This is a genomic window from Glutamicibacter sp. 363 (assembly GCF_052379505.1).
Classification (GTDB): Bacteria; Actinomycetota; Actinomycetes; order Actinomycetales; family Micrococcaceae; genus Glutamicibacter.
The window spans coordinates 20,485-39,873 of the sequence record NZ_JBQSYR010000030.1 but is presented as its reverse complement, the minus strand read 5'-3'; the positions used below and the strand labels follow the sequence as shown (position 1 = coordinate 39,873).

Genomic DNA, 19,389 nt, shown 5'->3' with positions numbered 1-19,389 from the left:
ACTGCACCATGACTGTTCCTGCCATCCAGAACTCCTCGTCCTACTACTCGAACTTCGGCGGCCATCCGCCGCAGAGCGATCTGCTCACCGACCGCGCCATCGTCACCGAGGCCTACACTGTTATCCCCAAGGGCGTGCTGCGCGACATCGTCACCAGCGTCTTCCCCGAGTGGACCAACACCCGCGCCTGGGTGCTCAACCGTCCGGTTGCCGGTGGGGCCACCACATTCTCCCAAGCCATTGTGGAAGTCGCCCCCGGCGGCGGTGCCGAGAAGCCGGAACCGCAGGCGCAGGTGCAGGGATTCATCTTCGTGCTCACCGGCCAGCTGACCCTTCTCATCGAGGGCACCGAGCATGTGCTGGTGGACGGCGGCTTCGCCTACCTGCCAGCCGGCGCCACCTGGTCAGCCCGCAATGACGGAACCGAGCTGACCAGCTTCCACTGGCTGCGCAAGCGCTACGAAGTCCTAGAAGGAGTGGCCGCACCGGCTCCCGTGGTGGGCAACGAGCGCGATATCGAACCTGGCCCGATGCCGGGCACCGATGGCAAGTGGCGCACCACCCGCATGCTGGATCCCAACGACGTCGCCTTCGACTTCGGCGTGAACATCGTGACCTTCGAACCAGGCGCATCGATTCCGTTCGCCGAAACCCACGTCATGGAGCACGGCTTGTACGTGCTTGAAGGCAAGGGCGTGTACCGGATGAATGGCGACTGGGTCGAGGTCGAGGCAGGGGATTACATGTCCCTGCGCGCCTTCTGCCCGCAGGCTTGCTACGCCGGCGGCCCGGATAACTTCCGCTACCTGCTCTACAAGGATCAGAACCGCCAGATCGCGTTGTAAGCGTTCATTTCCAGAGACTGCCGGGGCCGCACCCCGCGCTGACCCGCCGATTATCGGCACACCGTGTCCTTTTCATGTTCCAGTGATGTTTCCTTTGCTCGGACGTGGTGGGCTGACGGCAGGGTCGCGCGGGATGCGGCCTTCGGCTTTGGAGTCCCGGGGTTGTTTCGTGAGGGCTAAACCATCATTCGGAACTCTTCATCACACACATCGGCAATACCGGTCCCATCCCCTGAAATCGCGGGCCCCACCAAATCGACCAACGTTGGTTGATCTGGAAGTGGGTTGCGACCCTGCACCCGTGGGAGAGTGAAATCGACCAACATTGGTCGATTTCAAAGTGGGGATCAAGCCCGAAAAGCGCAGGCAGCACTTTAGTTGTTTCCGCAGGAAAGTTAGTGGATACGGGTTCGCGTCTTTTCGTGGGTCACCGTCGCGCCCGCCGCCAGGCCACCAGACAGACCAGGAAGTCCAGAACCGATCCATGCGCCCGGGGGTGTTCCCGACTCGAGGTAGTACCTCGTCAACGCAGAAACGCCGTCACGATCCCCATCGCCGATGACGACAGAGTTCAGCAGATACCGGTATCCGTCACCGGCGGTCATCACCCTGATCGACACCGTCACACTCGACAGGTGCGCTACGACCTTTCCAACTGGACTACACCGAGGATGAGGTGCTTCCTGGGCGATAGTTGGCGCTAACGAGGTCCGGTCTTCCTGACGGAAGATTCAACATACTCAAGGAATCTGATGCGACGCTCGACAGTGTCTTTGGGTCCGTCCATCGAACCAAGGATGTGGGTCTTGTCCAACCTGATGCCGCAGATTCCGAGGACGTGTTTGCGCAACAGCCGTGCGGGCGAGTTCGGGATAAGCCTGGTGTAAAAGCCGGGCGCCCAGCTTGTCGCAATCAGGGACGCGGTCTTGCCTTGCATGAGACGTTCCGGTCTTGAGTGATTCATTCGGTAGGCGTAGCCGGGAGTGAGCACACGCTCGAACCATCCGTGCAGCACGGATGGAAACGTCGTCCACCACACGGGTGTGATGATCACGAGGTGGTCGGCCCAGGCGAGGTCGGCTTGGCTGCGCTCGATGAGCTGGTCGGGTTCCATCCGTTCGCGGTACCCGTATCTGAGCACGGGGTCGAAGTCCTCGATCCCGAGGTTGATTTCGCGCACATTTTCGGCGCCAGTATGAGTGCGTAAGCCGCGCTGATAGGCGTCGGCGACGGCCTGACCGAAGCTCGCAGTGTTGGGGTGGCCCTGGATGATCAGCGTCTTCATCAGCGGCGCGCCTGCAAACGCGTCATTTCTCGCTCGACCTGTTCCTGTCGCACCCGGAATGGCGTCCTGCCGTAGATGGCAAGGCCCCAAATCACGGCGGCGATGCTCATGCCGAGGACGGGCCAGATGACCCAGAAGTATCCGCTCGGTGTCGTCAGCCACCAGATGAGCAGCATCCCAACAGCGGCGATCGCCCAGAGTGAGACGACGCCTTTGTAGACGTTGCGGGCGATGACGATGGCGCGCGCGCGGCGTTCCAGGTCGTGCTCGTCGATGTTCATGCTTCTCCTCCTGTTGTGTCGGGATCCGTGGGATGTTCGGCTTCGAGCGCGAGGCCGAGCTCGTAGTGCGCTAGTCGTCGCAGCGCGAGCAGGACTGGCTCGTAGAGCGCAGTACCGAGCACCGCAAACGCAATCGCGGCGTCGGGCTGCTCCCAGGGGATGCGAGCGAAGTCGGCGCGGGCAATCACGCGGGCTGCGTCGCCGTAGACCGCGATCTGTGCGTCGTCTAGCGTGATCCCCACGCTCTCTGCCAGTTCCAGAGCGGTCTCAAGCTGCCGGACGCTGGGGGTGTCTGCCGCGAAGCGGTAGCCGAGACTCGCGAGCAGCCGGAGTGCCCGTCTCGGTTCCTCGGTGGGCGAATCGTTGCCGCTGGTTCCGATCGTCGGCAGGGCTGAGGTCGCTTTCCCCATCGCTTCGAGCGGGCTCTGGTCGGGGGTCTCGATGATCGAGAGCACCTCGCGAACCTGTGTGACAGATGCGCCGAGAACGTGCACCATGCCGCGGATCAGCCGCAGCCTCGCCAGGTGCTCCTCGGAGTACGCCGACTCGCGTGCGTTGAGCACCTCGCCGGGAGCAAGGAGCCCCTCGCGGAGGTAGTACTTCACCGTCGCGACGGGCACGCCCGAGCGTTCCGAGAGTTCCGAGATGCGCATCGTGCCTCCTGGGTTGACCAACCACTGGATAACAATGCTATCTTGTGAGTGTCAATAGTGCAACTATCCAGTAAGCTTTAGGAGGCCGTCATGGTGCAGCAGGGTCAGGGTTCGAGGCTCGGAGGGGTGATCGCGGCCGCATCGATTCCGATGTTCATGGCAGCGCTGGACAACCTCGTGATGACGTTCGCTTTGCCCGTCATCCGTGACGATTTGGGAGCGACGCTGACCGAGCTGCAGTGGTTCGTGAACATCTACACATTGCTCTTCGCGACGCTGATGATGCCGGCAGCAGCTCTCGGGGATCGAGTCGGGAGGCGGCGGGTGTTCCTCGCCGGGATCGTGATCTTCACTGCGGCTTCGGTCGGTGCGGCACTCTCCGACAGTGTGACGGCCCTCATTCTTGCGCGGGCTATCCAGGGCGTCGGTGCTGCGGCGATTGTGCCCCTGTCGCTCACGATCCTCTCGGTCGCCAGCCCACCTGCACGGCGAGCGATGGCGATCGGGATCTGGGGCGGTGTGAACGGGCTAGGGATCGCAGTCGGGCCGATCGTGGGCGGAGCAGTCCTCACCGGTCTCCACTGGTCGGCGATCTTCTGGCTCAACCTCCCCATCGGCGCACTCGCCCTCATCCTTGGCTGGCGACTTTTGCCTGAGAGCCTCGGTCGACCCAGCAAATTCGACGCCCTCGGCATCGTGCTCGCCGCGGTGTTCGTCCTGCCCCTCACCTGGGCGATCGTCGAGGGCATTGAGCGTGGCTGGACAGCAACCCCCGTGCTCGCAGCGTTCGCCCTCTCAGCAGCCGGGCTGATCGGGTTCCTCTTCCGAGAGCACTACAGCTCCGCAGCGTTTCTCCCGTTGCGACTGTTCCAGAATCGCACGTTCTCTCTGGCGAACCTCGCCGGGTTCCTTTTCTCCGCCGGAGTCTTTGGGGCGATCTTCCTGCTCAGCCAGTTCCTCCAAGTCTCGATGGGGTACGGGGCGCTCGAAGCCGGGCTGAGGGCCACACCGTGGACGCTCGCACCCATGTTCGTCGCACCCCTCGCAGGCCTACTCGTCGCTCGCATTGGAGTACGCACCGTCCTGATCACCGGAATGAGCCTGCAGACACTCGCCCTGCTACTCATGACGCTTATCATCACCGCCGACGTCGAGTACCCGTTGATCGTCGCGCCAATGCTGCTGGCAGGGATCGGCATGGGCCTGAGCTTCGCGCCCCTGTCCACCGCAGTGCTCACCGGACGCCCCGACACAGAACATGGAATCGCCTCGGGCGTGAACAGCACACTCCGGCAACTCGGCATCGCAGTCGGCATCGCCATCTGCACCGCGATCTTCGCCACCACCGGCGAGTACCTGCCCGGTCAACCGTTCGTTGACGGCCTGCAACCCGCTCTCATCGTCTGCACCGTCATCCTCGCCGTCGCGACCCTCAGCGTCGCCGTGCTGCCCCAGCGCGCGAAGCACTTGGCTCACGGTTCCAAGGCCACCGAATGGAACTGAAGCCGCCAGCGTCACCTAGGGTTCCGGGAGCTACTTCCGGCGCGACTATGGATGCTTCGCTCAAGATGTTCGCCAGATCCATGGAAGAGGGCGATGTAGGACCACGGTCCTCGCCGAGGGCCAACCGAAGTGGTCGAACAGCTCGGCAAGCCTATGACTAGCCATGCAGACAAGAAGCCGCGCACTTGCTCGCAAGGACGTCCAATGCTGGTGCGGGAGCAGACAGCGTCTTCTCCGTCCGGGCCGGTACGAGTGTCGTCAGCGAAGGTGGTGTTCACAATCTCTGGCTGGGCACGGGTGCAAGGGCCGTCAGGCGATGCGTTCCTCGAAGCGGGGAGCATACTGACAATCCCACCAGGGATGGAATGTCACGGGTTCCCTGAAGGGTATACGCGGACAGTGACGTTCTACATTCACGCAGACTACCTGGCCGACCAGCTGCGATGGCTGCCCGTCACACATCCACTCGTGCACCACCTGCACGGTGCACTGAACGGGTGCGCCGATCTGCAGACGCTGCAACTCGCGTCGACGACAATGCATGCTCTCACACCTGCTCTACTCGGCCTGACCCAGCCTCGGGCCGACTGGCAGGGAGACTTCGCGATGTTGTCGAACGCATCCGAAGTATTCGATGCAGTGGGACGATTCAGCGGCGTCTCGACGGGAAATCGCGACGTTGCAGGGATGTGGCCCCGCCGGGAGATCGCCGTCGCGATTGCGTTGCTGCGAGCGGATCTGAGCAGACCCTGGAGGGTTGATGAGCTCGCACGCGAGATCTCGGTGTCTCCGGCACACTTGGCTCGGCTATTCCGCGCCCAGATCGGGATCTCACCGGCGGCGTTTCTTCGTCAAATCCGTGCCGACCATATGGCCGAGTTGCTGCTGACCACGGACCTCACCGTGAGGGATGCGGGTGCCGCTGTGGGATGGGAGGATGCCGCGGTCGCATCACGCTCGTTCAAGCAGCGACATGGGGTGGCTCCGCGGGTGTACGCGAGCACGTATCGGCGATCAGTGGCAAAGTTCGAGACTTTACCGCGCCAATCACCTAAGCCGTGACCAGCGACCCTTGCCCGAGGCGGGATGTGACTTCCGATGCGATTCGTCATCGTCCATCGTTGATTGCCGATCGTGTGTGGAAGAAAGCTGGCGCTAGAAATCAGCCAGCCGCAGGCACCTCTGGCCTGTTTCGTGCCATGTTTTGAAATCGTAAGACCGATATGAATGTTGACTTGCAGCTTTAGGTGGCACCAAAGCGTGATGTGGTTACTAAAAATAGGTATTTCGGTACGCTGAAGAGCATGGGATCACGATTCATTCGCAAAGTTCGCACCGCATCCGGTGCGATAGCAGTGCAAATCGTGGAGAAAAACGGCAGAACCGTGATCGGCATTGAGCATCTCGGCTCCGCCAACACCGACGAAGACCTTGCCGTCCTGCTTGCTTCAGCCAAGGAACGGCTGCTTCCTGGCCAGGACACCTTGGATTTCAGTGTCGAGCAAAAACCCGTCGCAATGGGTGATCTTCCGAACTGGACCGCTCAAGAACTACCCGCAGAAACACGCTCCGCAGGCAGGCCACGCAGCGCACCGGTTGCTGCCGACGCGAAGGTAATCGCTTCGCCAGCCACTGAGCTCTGGGAGATCCTCGAAGCAGCTTACGACCGGCTGGGATTCAACATCCTTGATGACACTGCATTCAAAGCCATGGTGCTGGCGAGGCTGATCGAACCCATCTCGAAAGCCCAGAGCATTCGAGTGCTCCAACAGATCGATGCACCCCACCCGTCCCTGCGTACGCTGTTCCGCAGCCTGGGCGCCTGCATCGAGAAGGACTACCGCGACCAGCTGGCCAAGGCCATGGTCGCCTAGCGGTCATTAACCGCAGGCTTGGCATCCTTAGTGATGTATGACGTGACCACCTTACATTTCGAGGCGAAAGACGAAGATAAGCTACGCAAAGTCGGGATGAGCAAAGAACGCCGCGTCGACCCGCAAATCCAGGTCGGGCTACTCGTGGACCCGGCAGGATTCCCGCTGGAACTGCACATGTTCGAAGGCAACAAGGCCGAAACGACCACCATCATTCCCGTGCTCCAAGCATTCCAGGCACGCCACGGAATCACCGACTTGGTCGTCGTCGCTGACGCGGGCATGCTTTCAGCAAACAACCTGAACGCGATCGAGGATCCCGGATTCAAGTTCATTGTCGGCTCCCGGCTGACCAAGGCACCCTATGACCTGCAGGAGCATTTTGATACGAAAGGCAATCGGTTCACCAACGGGCAGGTCCTGGAATCCACGCGGGTGATGGGCACCGGGAAAAACGCTCGGGAACGTCGGATTGTTTATCAGTGGTCGGCCAAGCGTTTTGCTAGAGATAACCGCAATATCAACCTCATGGAGCGCAAGGCTTTGGCGGTCGCCGAAGGGAAATCGCCGATGAAGAAAGTGCGGTTCTTGAAAGTGTCAGGGGCTGAGAAGGAGCTGGATGAGAAGGTCATCGAGCGGGCCAGGATGCTGGCCGGGCTGAAGGGCTATGTCACTAATATGCTCGTCGATTCTGTGCCTGCCACGCTGGTGATCAGTGCTTATCACGACTTATGGCAGGTTGAGGCGTCGTTCAGGATGACGAAATCGGATCTGCGGGCCCGACCGATTTTCCATCGTGAAAAGGATTCCATTGATGCGCATTTGACGGTGGTGTTCGCGGCGTTGGCTATTGGCCGGCATTTGCAGGAATTATCTGGTGTGCCGTTGAAACGGCTGATCACCGATCTGAAAGCTATCCGCTCAGCGAAAGTACTGATCAATGGCCAAGTGTTGACCTTTGCAGCGCAGGTCCCCGAAGGGTTGGAAGAAGTGCTTACGAAGCTTCGTGGTGGTTACTAAGGCATTTGGCACGACACAGGAGGAATCGTGTTCTTAGCAGGGTTAGTTATTGTAAGACTGTTGAAACGCGTTGTTACTAAAGAAACTTAGCAGCACTCTTCCGAGGTCTTTATGGCGTTTCTTCTGTATTGCATATTGAACTTAGGGATGCGCTTTTATTTGTTACATGCGTTGATCTCACGAATCGGCTTCGTCGATCGATGCAAGAATGAGTGGTAGCCTCGCGAAGATTGATGTGTTGATCTATTACTGATGAATCGGTGCCACTCTGTCTGTCAGGGTGGAGCGAGTCCAGCCCTTCGTTGCAACACCTCGCACCCAGACAAGGGCGTGTACCGGATGAATGGCGCTGGGTCGAGGTCGAGACGGGGGATTACATGTCCCTGCGTGCCTTCTGCCCGCAGGCTTGCTACGCCGACGGTCCGGAGAACTTCCGCTACCTGCTGTACAAGGATCAGAACCGCCAGGTCGCGTTGTAGGGCATTAAAGAACGCTGGCTGCGGAACTCGTTGAGTTCCGCAGCCAGCGTGAGCCTTGGGCGTGCCGGAGAGAAGTTCCGGGTGCGCGTGGGGCTTGCTACCAAGCAGGCAGGGCCGGGATCGGACCATCTGCCTCAATGTGCCGCGACTGGCCGCGGGCGAGCCATTCGATGAGGCCTTCGCGGTCCGAGCGGACCTTCAGCGCGCCGTCGCCGATAACCCATTCGTCGCCTTCTTCGGTGACCAGCGTCATGCCCGGGGCGTTCTTCACGCGCATGGTGCGTACCGCGGCCTCCACGGCGTTTTCTTGTGAATCCGGGTCCGCCTCCTCGATGGTCCAGGCGGTGTCCAGATCGTGGTGGTGGATGACGATCTCCGCGATCCGAAGCGCCACGATGGAGGTCGCCGGGATGATCTTGCCGTGCAGATCCACCTCTTCGACCGCCAGCTCGCCGGTGAGACGCTCGGACTGCTCGGCAAAGAACGTCGCCGCGTCGCGGAAACCCGCGAGCAGTTCTTCGCGGGGCAAGGCGGCAAGCTCGGCGATTTCTGCGTTGCGCGCCTCGGTGGACGCATAAAGCTGCTGCGGTTCGCCGGTAATGGCCCAATCGATGAGCTTGACCAGGGTGCGGCCGTTGGATGCGAGGTGGGCGATGACATGCGCTCGGCTCCAGCCCTCGCAGAGAGAATCGGCGGCCAACTCATCGGCGGACAGGGTGTCAATCGTGGCCATCATCATCGAGGTTTCACGGTTGAGTCGGGAGAGGTCTGAATGCAATCGGGCGGTGTTGATCATGCTGTCACCCTACCAATGGGTGGTTTGAAAATGACTCGGAAAACCGATCTATATCGAACGAGTATCGCCGCACCCGTCAGAAGTTTCAGTGCTTGGAGCCTAGCTCTGCAGCTGGATTTGAGTATAAGAAGTCGAAGTTTCAGGAGTAGGGGCTGATGAGTTCATACGCTTCGGTATTGCAATTGAAATTCAGAATCAGACGTACCAGTCCGCCGATCTGGCGCAGGGTTTTGGTTCCAGGTTCGATGCGGCTGGACCAATTGCATCAGGTGATTCAGTACAGCTTCGGTTGGTACGACGCGCACCCGCACCAGTTTGAGCTCAATGGTGTTAATGGGGTGAGCTTCGGTCCGGCTGGTTCCGAGATTAGATCCGATGTTGATGAGTCCACGGTATGCCTCGACGAACTTTTAAGTCACGGGCGGGGAAGGCTCGACTACGTCTATGACTTCGGTGATTACTGGGAAGTCCGTATCGAACTAGAAGGACTGCCACCGGTCGACGCTGCTCTGTTGCCGCGGTGTATTGGCGGACGCAGGATGGCTCCGCGGGAGGACTCGGGAGGTCCGTTGGGGTGGGCCATGGTGATCGAAGCGCTGAAGGACCCGGAGCATCCGGATCGGGCGGAATACCGAGAATGGCTCTTCTTGCGCGACGGTGAGCAGTTCGACGCTTCGCTTTTCGACAAGCAGCGCGTCAACGAAATGTTTGAGTATGCCCGCTAGCTGCTGACCGGACACATTGAGTCCCTCAGGTAAACGTGTAAAAAATTGGGCGCATTTTTCACACGTTTACCCGACATGTAAAAAACCTTTACATGTCTTCTTGGGTTCTAGCCTGCCAGTAGCTCGATGAAGCGGTGATTGATAAATAGCCACTCACGGCCTATTTTGATCTGCGTTAGTCGCCGATTGGAGCTGAATTCATTCAGCCATTTTGTCGCAGTCGGGCGCGAGATTCCACAGCGGCTGACTACGTCATTGATTCGGCAATAAGGCTTTTCGAATAAAAGATCAAGCAGTTCCGCGTTCGGTCCTGCTGAGGATTCAGTTCGCAGCTCGTCGCGCATGACTAGTTGCAACTCTTGGATGCTGTCAATTAGCTGCAGAGTCTCGTCGGCTGTCACTTGAATACCCTTAAGCATGTATAGCAGCCAGCCCTCCCAGTCATTGTCCTTGGTGACGGCTAGGAGCCTAGTGTAGTACTCCTCTTTGTGGCGAATGATGTATCGCGATAAGTAGAGAACTGGCTCCCTTAACAGCTCGACTTCAACGAGTAGGAGGATGTTCAAAATACGCCCGGTGCGGCCGTTTCCATCTGAGAAGGGATGGATCGCTTCGAATTGATAATGAGCGGCGCTCATAATGACCAATGGATCAATGTCTGGGTTTTCGTGAATGAAGCGTTCCCACTCGGCCAATTTTTCTTTGATCCGATCCGGGCCTTCGGGTGGTGTGTACCGGGCTTTGCCAGTCACAGGATTTCCAATGCAGGTGCCCGGAAGAGCGCGAACGTCCATGTCGCGGCCCTTGATATTTGTGCAAACTTCAAGCGCGGTCCGTGTTGTCAACGGACGGCTTTCGATGCTTTGGAGTCCTGTGAAGAGTGCCTCGCGGTAACGCAGAGTTTCTTTGGTGTCGGAGGATGCATGAACTTCTGAATCCGCTGCTAAACGAAATAGGTCGTCGGTAGTCGTTACGATATTTTCAATCTCGGAACTCGCTTGTGCTTCGAGCAACGGCAGTGAGCTTATGAGCACCCCGGGATTAGGTATACGAAGGACGGCTTGATTCATGGCGGCCAGTGAAGCCCGGGCCTTAGTTGTCGCTTTGAGTACCGGCCGGGTTTCAAGCTCACTTGCGGGAGGAGCTGCTAGATCGTTGAACGGTAGTTCTGCTTTCCACATAGGGACAGTCTATCTAAGCCATCAGGAAACGTGTAAAAAAATGTACGTATTTTTTACACGTTTATCTGATATGCAAAAAACCTTTACACGTCTTCTCGGCAATTTTCCCGCTGTAGGCCGAATGCCTGGTTTGTCTTGAGGCATGGGCCTTGGGCACACGGCTCCGAGGAGACGTAATGGCTGAGCGACAAATTTGAGGTGCCGGATCCAATCGCCGCTGCGGCATCGGTCAGACGCTAGATGCGGGCGAACTCGAGCAGATGGCGCTGGCCGGGGTGATCGGGCTTCCTCGCGCGCCCAACGCGAAGTTTTGAGTGCTTGTTACGATGCAGTTGAGCCTGGGTTCCGTGGCGCCGGGGCGATCAAGGAATCGGTCGAGATTGGGTTCTAGGGCCAAGATCGACCGGTAAAAGTAAGACTCCCCAGCAATGGCTTGGCCACTGCTGGGGAGCAAATGCGCTTGTAGGTAGGTTATCGCTGGGTTTCTTCGGGACTGACTTCTGTTGCCGGACCATCGGGGGTCGCCCCGCCTTCGTCGGTCCAGTCATGTCCCGCTTCGTCGGAAAGCGCAGGATCCGAAATGTGATCCTCCAGCGTCTTATCCGAAATATCGGTGGAATTCGTTGGGACGTTTTCGTTCATATCTTCTCCCTTTACTCGAACTTCCGCCACCAGCCACTTGCCTGCCAATAATGGCCAAGGACTAAGGGCTGAGCGATCCTTACTCGGCCAATGTAGCACCAGAATCGCCGGTACGCGAGCGTTTTGGAGCAAGCTCCCAGCTAACTAATCCAGTGCGCTCGGATGGGGTTGAGAAACGAACGGGAGGGCCCGCGAGTATTTATGGTTCCGCCGTTCGCCTTTCAGCGATGATGGGTACTAAACGAGCTCTGCCGCCCCGCCTTCAAGGTTGGTCGCCCGGCGCAGGAGTCCCTTCATAACCAGCATCAGGAGGGCGAACGCGCTTCCGCAGGTCGTGAGGGCAGCAATCGCCAGTGCAACACCAGGTCCGCCCACGCCAATAATTCCTAATAGGTGAACACCAAGAGATAGGGCCAGAAATGTGGCCACGGCGATTGACGCAATGATGGCGTTGACCCAGCCGAAGGCCCGCTGGGTGAAGATGGTCCGACGTTCCACCATGCTCAGCAACTTCCAGGTAGCAGCCAATGAGACCTGCAGGCAGGCAATTGCGACTATGACAACTACCGTATAGGGGGTGGCTAGGAATGCGACCTCGGGAAAGAGCGTCGCATTCTGCGCCGCAAGGGTCGGCACGACCCACGCTTGCCACAGCAGTCCGCCGAGAAAAATCAGCGTAAGGCATACTCGAAGCAGGACCATTAGCAATTTGTTCATAGAGTGATTATCAACAAAAACCTATCGAATATCAATAGGTTGTGTGGTTGAGGCGCTCCCGCGGCGAATGCGGGTTCGGCCAAGCCGTGCCAGCGCCCGCTATTGCCGCAGTGGTAGCTTGAAAGGAATCAAGGAATACCAAAAACCTCGGTCTTCCTCATCTCCCGGAATACGGGACGCCAGATTAGGGGGGCATGCGATGACAGCAACGCCAGAAACCGACATGAGCAATCTTGGGATTGCCTCGCGGGCGGCGCTCAGGCCAATTTCCGAGATCGCCGAGTCGGCGGGGATCCCTGAAGCCGCAGTTGAGTCCTATGGCAGGTACAAGGCCAAGGTCGACCCGTCGCTTTTGACTGCTCGCGGCGTCCGCCCCGGAAAGATCGTTCTGGTCAGCGGAATTTCCCCGACGCCCGCAGGGGAGGGGAAATCCACCATGGTGGTGGGTTTGGGCGATGCGCTGGCGGCCACCGGGGCCAAAACCATGATCGCCTTGCGCGAACCGTCCATGGGCCCGAACTTCGGCATGAAGGGCGGGGCCACCGGTGGCGGATACTCGCAGGTGCTCCCCATGGATGAGATCAATATGCATTTCACCGGGGATTTCCACGTCATCACCAGCGCCAACAACCTGTTGATGGCGCTGCTCGACAATCACCTGCACCAGGGCAATGCCTTGGGCATCGATCCGCGGCGCATCACATTCAAGCGCGTTCTGGACATGAACGACCGCGCGCTGCGCCACGTGGTCATCGGCCTTGGCGGACCAGCCGAGGGAGTCCCGCGGGAAACCGGTTTTGAGATCACCGTCGCCTCCGAGGTCATGGCGGTCTTCTGCCTGGCCACCGGGCTAGAGGACCTGCGCGCCCGGCTTGGCCGCATGACCATCGGATACACCTACGGCAAGGCGCCGGTCACCGTTGATGACCTGGGCGCCGCGGGAGCCATGGCGATGCTGCTCAAGGACGCGATCAAGCCCAACCTGGTCCAGTCCATGGGCGGCACGCCCGCCTTCATCCACGGCGGGCCGTTCGCCAACATTGCGCACGGCTGCAACTCGGCCATCGCCACCAACACCGCACGCGCGCTGGCGGACGTCGTGGTGACCGAGGCAGGCTTCGGTACCGATCTCGGTGCCGAGAAGTTCATGGACATCAAGGCCCGCTATGCCGGATGCGACCCCGACACGGTGGTGATCGTCGCCACCATTCGCGCGCTGAAAATGCATGGGGGAGTACCCAAGGGAGAGTTGGGCAAGGAGAATGTCGCGGCTGTACGCAATGGTTTATCGAACCTCGCCCGGCATGCCTCGAACATCAGGAAGTTCGGCATCCAGCCGGTGATCGGGATCAACCGGTTCACCGCGGATACCGAGGCCGAACTGGCGGTGGTCACCGGCTGGGCCGAAGCGCAGGGCGTTGAATGCGCGATTGCCGACGTCTGGGGCCAAGGGGGCGAGGGGGCCGGCGACCTGGCTGCCGCGGTCTTGCGGGCCATCGAAGCGCCAAACAATTTCGCTCCGCTGTACGAACTGGAGCTGCCCATCGAGGAAAAGATCCTGACCGTGGTGCGCGAGATCTACGGGGGAGCGGGCGTCGAATACTCCGCCGGCGCGCGGCGGATGCTCGAGCAGATCCACGCTAACGGCTGGGACGACCTGCCGGTGTGCATGGCCAAGACCCAATATTCTTTCTCCGATGACCCCAAGCTCCTGGGCGCTCCGGACGGATTCACCTTGCAGGTCCACGACCTGATCCCCAAGACGGGCGCGGGCTTCATCGTGGCCATCACCGGGACGATCATGACCATGCCGGGCCTTCCCAAGGTTCCGTCCGCCATGCAGATGGACGTCGATGGCAACGGGAACGCCGTGGGGCTGTCGTAGGACAGCTAGCCGAAGAATGCCCTATTTCCGAGCCGGAAGGGCCTATCCCACGTAGCCTTGAAACAAAGATATTCAAGCGTGTGAGGGAGACCCGGTGGCCAAGAAGAAGAAAAAGCAAGTAAAGCAGGGACACCCCGGACGCGTTCAGGCTCCGGTGGTGTCCATAGGTCGAGTGAAGGTCGACCGCGGGCTGGATGCGCTGTCGCCTGAATTCGTGCGCTGGTACGGCCAGCGGCGGCAGGATTCGGAAACCGCGTTGCTCGCCTTGGCGGCCGTGCGCGAAACGTTGGGGATGTACGCCGAAGTCGTAGGACTTGAATCCGTCACCGAGTTCAACGCACCCAAGCTGTTCGGGGTGTTGAACTCCATGATCGAATTCGAGGAAGCCGAAGAGCCGGAAGATCTTTCCGGGGAACTGCGCATGGTGCTCTACATGGCCTGGGCAGACTACCTTGATTTTATCGAGGATACCGGCCGCTGGACCCAAGACCCCGCCGAGCTGAGTTGGTTGCGCGGCAATCTGGAGACCGCGGATCCGTTTAGCGCAGAAGCTCTTTCCTCGCCCGGGAATCCTGGTGCGTTGGAGGAGCAGGCGCTCGCCGAACTGCGCCAGCTTCCCATCGTGGAATTGGGGCATGGGCTGGCCCGCTGGTGCATCGGGAAGGGCGCCGCCGAATGGGGTGCTGGCCCGGGAGAACAATTCCTGGCTGCCGCCGCCAAGGCCTTGGAGAGCGAACTTCCCAAGGGGCTGGACGAGGCGCAAACCGAGCTGGTGGTTTCCCAGGCCATCGCTTCGCTCGCGATGGCCGGCATCATCACCCTCGAAGCGCACGCGTCGCCGAAGGCCGGACCCGCCGCCGAGGAATTCCACAAGTCCGAGGGACAGCAGGCGTTCTCCGCGAACTATGCCTTCCTGCAGGCATTCCTCGATCTCTTCCTCGAAGCGCCCGAGGACGCCGATGAAGAAACCTTGGAAGCCTGGGGGCTGTCCAACCTCTGGCTGCTTGAAGCCATCGAAGGATCCGCGCATCTGGTGGCCGCGCCGCGAGATGAGCAATGGTCGCCGGCGGCCTGGGCACAGGCCCACCAGCGGCTGGGCGAATTGCGGATCCTCGGCTTGGTCGAGGAAGGCGAGCGCTACACCCTCCCGCGCCTCGTCGCGGCGACCCTCACCGACCTGGACGATGATGAGCTCGATGAGGAAGATCTGCAAGACGATGAGCTGGACGCGCTCTTCGGCTTCGATTCGGAAGAGCCCAAGCGGGAAAAGCGTGCCGAACCCTATGCGGGCAAGGTGCTGCAGCTGAAGCTGGGCCTGAAAGAGGCCAAGCCGCCGATCTGGCGCCGGGTGCTGGTGCCCTTGGATCTGCACCTGGGCGACCTGCACGACATCATCCAGGCAAGCTTCGACTGGTACGACGGGCATCTGCACGAGTTCCGCTCGGGCGGATATGGCGGCACCAGCTACGGGCCCGATATCGAGCATATGGAGTATGACGAAGACGAGTCAGGTGTCCTGATTTCCGAACTGCTCAAAGCCGAAAAGGACCGGCTGGACTACGCCTATGATTTCGGTGATGGCTGGGAGATCCGCATCGAGGTGGAAAAGGTGCTCGATTCCGAGGCCGGGGCGCTGCCGCGCTGCACCGGAGGCCGCCGCATGGCACCGCTCGAAGACAGCGGCGGCACCTGGGGCTGGTCGGAAAAAGTCGCCGCCATCGGCGACCCCGCCCATCCAGAGCACGGGGAAGTCATGGAATGGCTCGGAGATATGGGCCTCGATGAGATCGATCCGGCCGCCTTCAGCATGCAGCAGATCAACGAAGCACTAGACCAGGAGTTCTAGCCAAAGGTCGCTCAGCCGCACAAGCTTTGGCTAGCCTTGCGGTTGGTCGTTTTGACCGGAGCCTTTTCGGCGCCCTCGATCTCAAGATAGTCCTGGCCGAGGAGCAGCTGGACGCCTTCTATTGGCGCCTTGACGGGACGAAGATCCAGGTCAAGTTCCTTGGCCAAGGCCTTGGCCGTCTGCCGCGCTTCCTGGGTGTCGGCGGCCAGCAGCCGCGTTGCCGCCTGGGGAGCTTCGGCGGTATCAATTTCGGAGACTGAGAAGCCCTGCGCGGTTGCTTTGGCGGCGAACTGCGATGCCAGCTGATTCACTCGCGCGCCGTTGGTGATTTGCACGGCAGTCTCGCGCGAGCTGGCCGCTGGTGCCGCTTCAGCTTTCGAGCTCTCTTCATCGCCTAGATTTACCGGGGTGTCTGCGCTCAACCGCTCGAAGATCGTGGACGCCTCGGGGGCGGGGACAACACGGTTGCGGTTCTGCGGGGCCGGCTGCCAAGGCATGGTCATAAAGGTGATTTCCCCGGTGGGCACCGCTTGGATTCGGGTGGCCAGCGAGGCAAGCTGAGCCAGGGAGCTGAGTCCCGGATCAACGGTCATCGATGAGGTGACCGCATCCAGGAAGGAATAAAGCCGGTCCGGCCGGGTGAGCGTTTCACGGCTCGTGGCCCGTTGGGCGACGGCCGACATCACCATCTGCTGATGGCCCAGGCGGGCGATATCGCTGCCGTCCCCGACGGCATGCCGGGTGCGGGCCAAGGCCAGTGCGTCTTCTCCCTTGACTATTTGATTGCCCGCCGGGAGATCCAGGTTCGCCTTGGGGTCCTGCATCTGATCGGCCAGGCACACGTCGATGCCGTCGAGCGCGTCAACGATGGAAATGAAGCCCTCGAAATTGACTTCGATGAAGTGGTCGAGATCCACGCCGGTCAGGGATTCAACGGCGGCTACCGAGCAGGCGGGACCGTAGTTCAGTGCCGAATTGATCATCCCGTGGCCGCCTGTGTAATGCCCGTGGCCGGTATCCGCGCAGGCGGGAATCTCGAGCAATGTATCGCGCGGGATCTGCACCGCGTCGATGCGCTCATTGCCGGCGGCCAGATGAACGAGCACCATGGAATCGCTGCGCGCCGATCCGTTGTCCTTGCCGAATTCCGTTGAGCTAAAGGTCCGGCTGTCCGACCCCAGCAGGAGGATGTTCATGCCCCGGCTGGAATCGGGTACCCGCTGCTCCGTGGCGCGCATCGCGGCGGTGGAGATATTTCCCTGAAGCCGGAACCAGGCCGCTCCGACACCGACGACCAGTGCCAGGACCAGCGCCGCGGCGATGATGCGAAAATTGCGCTTGCGTCGCGAAGAATTTTTCCTGGTGGGCGTTGCGGGCCGCTGATGGGTCATAGCTCAGGTCTCCTGCGAAAGTCAGGCGGGAATATCTACACCAGCCGACCATGCAAGAGATGGATCGCACCAATAGCCAAAGTGTGCGGACCCATGCATTTTCCCTATGTATCTGCCCGCCACCCGGACTTTCCGCGGGAGCGCAGATTCCGCGAGATCTGCGTCTCACAGGTGATCCAGGAACTCCTCCAGGGCGGGGTTCTTGAACGAGTCCTTCCGGAAGATTGCTCCGATGGGCCGTCCGGCATCGGCGGCTAGCGGAACCTGCAGTCCGCCGAAGACTTCGGCGGTGCTGGCCAGCACCTGGGGAACCATGGTGATGCCGCCAACGGCGATGCTCAGCTGGACCAGGGCGTCGCGCTGCGTGGTGGTGATGATGCGTGGCGCGGTGACGCCGAGGTTTCGGTAGACCTCATCGGTGATCAGCCTGGTGGAGGTCCCCTGCGGCAAGGTGACCAGCGTGAGCCCGCCGAGCAGTTCGGCGTCCAACGCGGTGCGCACCGCGTGGGCCAAATCGGTGGAAAGAACCGCCGTGAACCTCTGCTTGCGCACGAAGCGCGCCTGAAGGTCGGCGGGGATGCGCTCGTCCACGCCGAATGCGAGATCTGCGCGTCCCAGGCGTACCGAGTCGATCAGCTGTTCGTGATCCTCGACGCTGACGATTTCGATTTGGATCCCGGGATGATTGCGGTGGAACGGGCCGAGATATTCCGGAAGGACTCCGGCAATGAGCCCGAATCCAGAGACCGGGTTGAAGAAGCCAGCGCATCGATCGAGGAGATCTCGCGCAGGGCTCGCCGCCCGGCCGGGATGATGCTCCGCCCGGCTTCGGTGAGCAGCATGTTCCGCCCCGCGGCCCGGAAGACCGGCATGCCCAGGGTCTGCTCCAACGCTCGAATTCTGTGTGACAGCGAAGGCTGGGAAATTCCAAGGATATCCGCCGCGGCGGTGAAAGATCCATAGTCCACCACGGTGATAACGGCCGCAATCTGAGCTAGGGAAATATTGCTGGAGTTGAGGTGAGTGGCCATGAATCGGAGGTCCCTTTGAACTATGACTGCATCTGGCGTGATTGCAGGGAAACGCTAGCATGCTCCGGGGCTCCACCGAGCTCCAACACCTGCCTGCGGCATTATCTGGGGGAAGGCGCAGGAGCGTTGGCGGTGCCTGTGGTGGAGGCGCGGATGACCAGCTTCGGGGTGAAGGCAAACTGCTCGCGGACCGCATTTTCGTCCGCTTCGGCTTCGCGCAACAGGACATCGACCGCGGTGCGCCCGATTTCTTCGGCCGGCTGGCGCACGGTGGTGATCGGGACGACGGCCGACTCGGCGAACGCTATATTGTCGTATCCGACCAGCGCAATGTCCTCTGGAACCTTCAGCTTCCCGGACATCACGAACGCCTGCAGGATGCCTAAAGCCAGTAGATCGTTGGCGGCAAAAACACCGTCCGGGCGTTGCCCGGGCGTCATGGCCAAGATGCGTTCTCCGGCGGCGCGGCCTTCGATGACGCTCAGCTGCTTGGTAGGCAGATATTCGAGGGCTGCATCCGAAGTGCCGGCAATGACCGATTGCGCGCCTTCCAGACGATGCCGGACCTGTTCAATGCTTTGCGGACCGCCGACAAAGGCAATGCGCTTTCGTCCCAGCTCGACGAGGTGCTGGACGGCGATTCGGCCGCCCTCTACGTCGTTGACGGAGACCGAAGAGAAGCTGCGGTCTCCGCTTCCGCGGTCCACCAAGACCACCGGGGTCCCGGATTCGCGGATGCGCCAAAGCCGGCTCAGGTCGCTGTGCATGGGGGAGATGAGCACTCCGGCGACGCGCTGCTGATCAAAAAGGTCAAGCAGCTGCTGTTCGGTGGTCAGCGAGCTATCGCTGGCGCCCATCAGCACCGTGTAGCCGTTTTCCAGGGCCCGGTGCTGGGCTCCCTGGGTGACGTCCATGAAGAACGGGTTTCGGGCATCGAGGATCACCAGCCCGAAGCTGCGGCTGTGCCCGGCCCGCAGCTGGCGGGCGGCGTCATTGCGCACGAATCCGAGCTTGTCGATGGCCTCGGTGACCTTGCGAACCGTCGCCGGTGCGACGACCTCTGGGCGGTTGAGTACATTGGAGACCGTTCCGACCGAAACACCTGCCGCGCGAGCGACTTCCTTCACGCTTACCGACACGTAGTTTCCCGCCTTTGCCCCGATGGTCTTCTCCCGAGTATATCGCGCGGCGCCCGCTCGGCTTGCCATGCGGTACAGGATTGAATGGATTCAATT

At 60.5% G+C, this 19,389-nt stretch carries 18 protein-coding genes and 2 pseudogenes; 8 read left to right on the top strand and 12 right to left on the bottom strand.

Annotated elements, in window-relative coordinates; genetic code table 11:
* Nucleotides 1-8: 8 nt before the first annotated feature.
* Entirely contained in the window at nt 9-845 is an 837-nt protein-coding gene (locus ACT3UA_RS16025; protein ID WP_096282716.1) for a bifunctional allantoicase/(S)-ureidoglycine aminohydrolase, read from the top strand.
* A 395-nt stretch (nt 846-1,240) separates the two neighbouring features.
* On the opposite strand, the gene ACT3UA_RS16020 is transcribed toward ACT3UA_RS16025, so the two are convergent.
* From ACT3UA_RS16020 to ACT3UA_RS16005, 4 genes are all read right to left on the bottom strand, one after another.
* Complete coding sequence (locus ACT3UA_RS16020) at nt 1,241-1,465, bottom strand: relaxase domain-containing protein (RefSeq protein WP_176484033.1); 225 nt, start codon at nt 1,463-1,465, stop codon at nt 1,241-1,243.
* A gap of 80 nt (nt 1,466-1,545) precedes the next feature.
* Nucleotides 1,546-2,130 (bottom strand): NAD(P)H-dependent oxidoreductase, encoded by a 585-nt coding sequence (locus ACT3UA_RS16015; RefSeq protein WP_096282712.1) that lies wholly within the window; start codon nt 2,128-2,130, stop codon nt 1,546-1,548.
* Complete coding sequence (locus ACT3UA_RS16010; RefSeq protein ID WP_096282710.1) at nt 2,130-2,411, bottom strand: 2TM domain-containing protein; 282 nt, start codon at nt 2,409-2,411, stop codon at nt 2,130-2,132. The genes ACT3UA_RS16015 and ACT3UA_RS16010 overlap by 1 nt, the downstream gene beginning before the upstream one ends.
* Nucleotides 2,408-3,064, bottom strand: coding sequence for a MerR family transcriptional regulator (locus ACT3UA_RS16005; RefSeq protein WP_096282708.1), 657 nt, complete (start codon nt 3,062-3,064; stop codon nt 2,408-2,410). Before ACT3UA_RS16005 ends, ACT3UA_RS16010 begins: the two co-directional genes overlap by 4 nt.
* Nucleotides 3,065-3,154: 90 nt before the next feature.
* On the opposite strand from ACT3UA_RS16005, the gene ACT3UA_RS16000 reads away from it, so the two are divergent.
* From ACT3UA_RS16000 to ACT3UA_RS15985, 4 genes and pseudogenes are all read left to right on the top strand, one after another.
* Nucleotides 3,155-4,567 (top strand): MFS transporter, encoded by a 1,413-nt coding sequence (locus ACT3UA_RS16000; protein ID WP_096282706.1) that lies wholly within the window; start codon nt 3,155-3,157, stop codon nt 4,565-4,567.
* Between the two features lie 606 nt (nt 4,568-5,173).
* Complete coding sequence (locus ACT3UA_RS15995; RefSeq protein ID WP_176484037.1) at nt 5,174-5,629, top strand: helix-turn-helix domain-containing protein; 456 nt, start codon at nt 5,174-5,176, stop codon at nt 5,627-5,629.
* 242 nt (nt 5,630-5,871) lie between these two features.
* Nucleotides 5,872-7,461 (top strand): annotated as a pseudogene (locus ACT3UA_RS15990) (IS1634 family transposase).
* A 350-nt stretch (nt 7,462-7,811) separates the two neighbouring features.
* Nucleotides 7,812-7,940, top strand: a pseudogene (locus ACT3UA_RS15985) ((S)-ureidoglycine aminohydrolase); the annotation flags it as partial.
* A gap of 97 nt (nt 7,941-8,037) precedes the next feature.
* On the opposite strand, the gene ACT3UA_RS15980 reads toward ACT3UA_RS15985, so the two are convergent.
* A complete protein-coding gene (locus tag ACT3UA_RS15980; RefSeq protein ID WP_096282702.1) occupies nt 8,038-8,736 on the bottom strand; it encodes a maleylpyruvate isomerase family mycothiol-dependent enzyme in 699 nt (232 codons plus the stop codon).
* Between the two features lie 155 nt (nt 8,737-8,891).
* On the opposite strand from ACT3UA_RS15980, the gene ACT3UA_RS15975 reads away from it, so the two are divergent.
* Nucleotides 8,892-9,461, top strand: coding sequence for a plasmid pRiA4b ORF-3 family protein (locus ACT3UA_RS15975; protein WP_096282700.1), 570 nt, complete (start codon nt 8,892-8,894; stop codon nt 9,459-9,461).
* Nucleotides 9,462-9,568: 107 nt separating this feature from the next.
* On the opposite strand, the gene ACT3UA_RS15970 is transcribed toward ACT3UA_RS15975, so the two are convergent.
* From ACT3UA_RS15970 to ACT3UA_RS15960, 3 genes are all read right to left on the bottom strand, one after another.
* Nucleotides 9,569-10,642: a Fic family protein gene (locus ACT3UA_RS15970; protein WP_096282698.1), complete on the bottom strand. Its 1,074-nt coding sequence runs from the start codon at nt 10,640-10,642 to the stop codon at nt 9,569-9,571.
* Nucleotides 10,643-11,113: 471 nt separating this feature from the next.
* Nucleotides 11,114-11,284 carry a hypothetical protein gene (locus ACT3UA_RS15965; protein WP_170947924.1) on the bottom strand — a complete coding sequence of 57 codons (171 nt, stop codon included), beginning with the start codon at nt 11,282-11,284 and terminating at the stop codon, nt 11,114-11,116.
* A gap of 237 nt (nt 11,285-11,521) precedes the next feature.
* Entirely contained in the window at nt 11,522-12,001 is a 480-nt protein-coding gene (locus tag ACT3UA_RS15960) for a DUF2975 domain-containing protein (protein ID WP_096257449.1), read from the bottom strand.
* Between the two features lie 199 nt (nt 12,002-12,200).
* On the opposite strand from ACT3UA_RS15960, the gene ACT3UA_RS15955 reads away from it, so the two are divergent.
* Together ACT3UA_RS15955 and ACT3UA_RS15950 are read left to right on the top strand one after the other, a co-directional pair.
* Nucleotides 12,201-13,886 (top strand): formate--tetrahydrofolate ligase, encoded by a 1,686-nt coding sequence (locus ACT3UA_RS15955; RefSeq protein WP_096282696.1) that lies wholly within the window; start codon nt 12,201-12,203, stop codon nt 13,884-13,886.
* 94 nt (nt 13,887-13,980) lie between these two features.
* Nucleotides 13,981-15,732, top strand: coding sequence for a plasmid pRiA4b ORF-3 family protein (locus ACT3UA_RS15950; RefSeq protein ID WP_096282694.1), 1,752 nt, complete (start codon nt 13,981-13,983; stop codon nt 15,730-15,732).
* Nucleotides 15,733-15,743: 11 nt separating this feature from the next.
* On the opposite strand, the gene ACT3UA_RS15945 is transcribed toward ACT3UA_RS15950, so the two are convergent.
* The 4 genes from ACT3UA_RS15945 to ACT3UA_RS15930 all read right to left on the bottom strand — a co-directional run bounded on the left by ACT3UA_RS15945 (nt 15,744) and on the right by ACT3UA_RS15930 (nt 19,362).
* Nucleotides 15,744-17,123, bottom strand: coding sequence for an LCP family protein (locus tag ACT3UA_RS15945; protein ID WP_176484035.1), 1,380 nt, complete (start codon nt 17,121-17,123; stop codon nt 15,744-15,746).
* A 165-nt stretch (nt 17,124-17,288) separates the two neighbouring features.
* On the bottom strand, nt 17,289-17,792 hold the full coding sequence (locus ACT3UA_RS15940) for a substrate-binding domain-containing protein (RefSeq protein WP_255248303.1): 504 nt from the start codon (nt 17,790-17,792) through the stop codon (nt 17,289-17,291).
* Entirely contained in the window at nt 17,756-18,154 is a 399-nt protein-coding gene (locus ACT3UA_RS15935; RefSeq protein WP_444617315.1) for a LysR family transcriptional regulator, read from the bottom strand. Before ACT3UA_RS15935 ends, ACT3UA_RS15940 begins: the two co-directional genes overlap by 37 nt.
* A gap of 101 nt (nt 18,155-18,255) precedes the next feature.
* A complete protein-coding gene (locus tag ACT3UA_RS15930) occupies nt 18,256-19,362 on the bottom strand; it encodes a LacI family DNA-binding transcriptional regulator (RefSeq protein ID WP_444617303.1) in 1,107 nt (368 codons plus the stop codon).
* Nucleotides 19,363-19,389 lie beyond the last annotated feature (27 nt).